Origin of the sequence: Methylibium sp., from assembly GCF_013817365.1 — a bacterium.
GTDB lineage: Bacteria > Pseudomonadota > Gammaproteobacteria > Burkholderiales > Burkholderiaceae_C > Methylibium.
Map to the genome: position 1 here is coordinate 1 of NZ_JACDCU010000513.1, position 2,637 is coordinate 2,637.

The window sequence follows — 2,637 nt, forward strand, 5'->3', positions numbered from 1 at the left end:
CGACCTGCCGACAGATCCTGCGCCAGAACAGGTGCGCATTCCGGAACATTCGATCGGCTGTTCCGACGACATCCGGTCGGGCATTCCGCCGTATCCGGTCACCGGATCGCGTCGCCGCTGAGCTTGGTTTCGTCGTGTCAGCCGCGGACCTGTTCGTCAACGTTCGAGGCGGCGTCCTGGCCGGTCCGCTTGCGCATTGATGGTCCGTCGAGGTCGAGCCGGTAGGCGTTGTGGACGAGACGGTCGAGGATGGCGTCGGCGAAGGTCGGCTCGCCGACCACTTCGTGCCAGGCGTCGACGGGAAGCTGGCTGGTGACGAGCGTGGAGCCGGCGCCGTATCGGTCCTCGACGATCTCCATGAGGTCGCGCCGCTGGCTGGCGGTGAGCCGGTCGGGTCCCCAGTCGTCGAGGATCAGAAGGTCGGCCCTGACGAGACTGCGGAACAGTCGCGGGAAGCGGCCGTCGCCGTGGGCGAGCTCGAGCTCGGCGAAGAGGCGCGGCAGCCGCTTGTAGATGACGGTCCGGTCGTCGCGGCAGGCCTTCTGGCCAAGCGCGCTGGCGAGCCACGTCTTGCCGACCCCGCAGGGGCCGGTGATCAGCAGGTTGCGCTTCTCGGCGATCCACCTGCCTGTCGCCAGCTTCTGGAACAGCGGCTTGTCGAGCTTGCGGGGCGTCCGGTAGTCGACATCCTCGATGGCGGCGCCGAGATGGCGCAGCTTCGCGGCCCGCATCCGGGTCTGGAAGCGCCGGGTGTTCCGGCTGGCGACCTCGCGGTCGATCAGCAGGGCGAGCCATTCGGCGTGGGCGAGGTCGCCGGCGGCATCCTGCGCCTGCAACTCGGTGAAGGCCTGGGCCATGCCGTCGAGCCGGAGGGCCTTCAGCTGGTCGAGCGTGGGGTGGTCGAGCATCGTCTCTCCTTCAATGGAAGTATCCGGCGCCGCGGATATTGGGATGGGAGATCGCCGGCCCGTCCGCGGCGTCATCGGGCCGCCGGCGATCGAGGTTGTTCCTGAGGATGGAACTGACCGAGGTGTAGGAGCGGGCGCCGATCTCGAGCGCCCGGATGCAGGCGGCCTCGAGCCTGCCGCGGCCATGGGTCCGGGTCAGGCGCAGGATGCCGAGGCAGGAGCGGAAGCCCTGCTCGGGATGCGTGCGCTCGCGCAGGATCACCTCGACCAGCGTCGCCGTGCCGGGCCCGATGCCGGCGGCCTGGCGCCGCAGCTTCTCCGGCGTCCAGTCGGCATAGCGCCGATGGCTCGACGGCATGTGGTCGCGCAGGGTCGTGTGCTGCCGGTTGGACGAGGTGCGGGCGTGCGCCGCGACCCGTTCGCCGCGGTGGAAGATCTCCACCGTCCGCGCGGTGATCCGCACCCAGACGCGCTCGCGCAGGAGCGTGTGCGGCGCCGAGTAGTAATGCTTCTCGACCTCGACGTGGTAGTCGAGCCCGACGGCGCGCTGCCGCCATTCTGCGAAGACATACGGCGCCTGCGGCAGCGGCTTCAGTGCTGGGCGCTCCAGCTCTTCAAAGAGGGCGCGGCGGCTGGTGCCGAGATGCCTGGTGACGCGCTCGTTGAGCCGGTCGAGCAGGTCGCGGATCGCCGCGTTGAGCTCCGATAGCGAGAAGAACCTGCGGTTCCTCAGCCGCGCCACGATCCACCGCTGCGCCACCTGCACCGCGACCTCGACCTTCGCCTTGTCGCGCGGCTTGCGCGGCCGCGCCGGGACCACCGCGGTATTGTAGTGTGCGGCCATGTCGGCATAGGTGCGGTTCACCGCCGGTTCGTAGAAGCAAGCTTTGGTGACGCCGGCCTTGAGGTTGTCCGAGACGATCTGCGCCGGGACGCCGCCGAAGTGGGTAAAGGCCCGGCAGTGCGCGCCGACCCAGTCGGAGAGACCCTGCGTCCAGGTCGCCTCGGCGTAGGTGTGGCTCGAGGCGCCGAGCGCGGCGATGAAGAGCTGCGCCATGCGGGCCTCGCCGGTCGCGGGGTCGATCACCTCCAGCGTCACGCCGGCGTAGTCGACGAACATCCGCTCGCCGGCGACATGGTGCTGGCGCATGGTCGGCGTGAGGCGCCCTTCCCAGCGGCGGTAGAGCTCGCAGAACCGGCTGTAGCCGTAGCCGTCGGGATGAACGGCGCGGTGCTCCTCCCATAGCAGCGACAGCGTCACGCCCTTGCGCCGCAGCTCGCGGTGGATCGCAGCCCAGTCCGGCTGCGACCGCACGACCCGCGTCTCGCCGCCCGTCGGGTGGAAGAGCCGGCGCTCCAGCTCGGCATCCGTCATGTCGTCGGGCAGCGGCCACGACAGCCCCGCCCGCTCCACGCGCTTCAGATACTCGCTGGCCGTCGACTGGCTGACGCCGAGGCTCGCCGCGATCTTCCGCGTCGAGAACCCGCTGGCGCGCAGCCGCATCGCGTCCCTGATCTTCCGCATCGGCAATCTCTTCATCGGGCTCCCCGCACTCCATCAGGAGCGCGAGGCTACCCGCCGCAGGATCGCCCAGCAGCGCCGCTACCCGAGATCCGGGAGGGTGACCGGATGCCCCGGAATCGGTGACCGGATCAGATCGGATTCACCGACCGGATGAAATCGGAACGCCTGACCGGGTGGCCCCGGAATGCGCAGACTACGCGAAGG

Annotated in this window: 2 protein-coding genes; both read right to left on the reverse strand. The window is 69.7% G+C overall.

The annotated features are described in order from the left end of the window. Nucleotides 1-137: 137 nt before the first annotated feature. On the reverse strand, nucleotides 138-908 hold the full coding sequence (gene istB / locus H0W38_RS20645; RefSeq protein ID WP_292457719.1) for an IS21-like element helper ATPase IstB: 771 nt from the start codon (nucleotides 906-908) through the stop codon (nucleotides 138-140). A gap of 10 nt (nucleotides 909-918) precedes the next feature. Then, nucleotides 919-2,448, reverse strand: coding sequence for an IS21 family transposase (istA, locus tag H0W38_RS20650; protein WP_292457722.1), 1,530 nt, complete (start codon nucleotides 2,446-2,448; stop codon nucleotides 919-921). Nucleotides 2,449-2,637 lie beyond the last annotated feature (189 nt).

What these genes read in the sequence shown, in the direction of transcription:
- istB (WP_292457719.1), bottom strand. Translation starts at nt 908, where the DNA reads ATGCTCGACCACCCCACGCTCGACCAGCTGAAGGCCCTCCGGCTCGAC.
- istA (WP_292457722.1), bottom strand. Translation starts at nt 2,448, where the DNA reads ATGAAGAGATTGCCGATGCGGAAGATCAGGGACGCGATGCGGCTGCGC.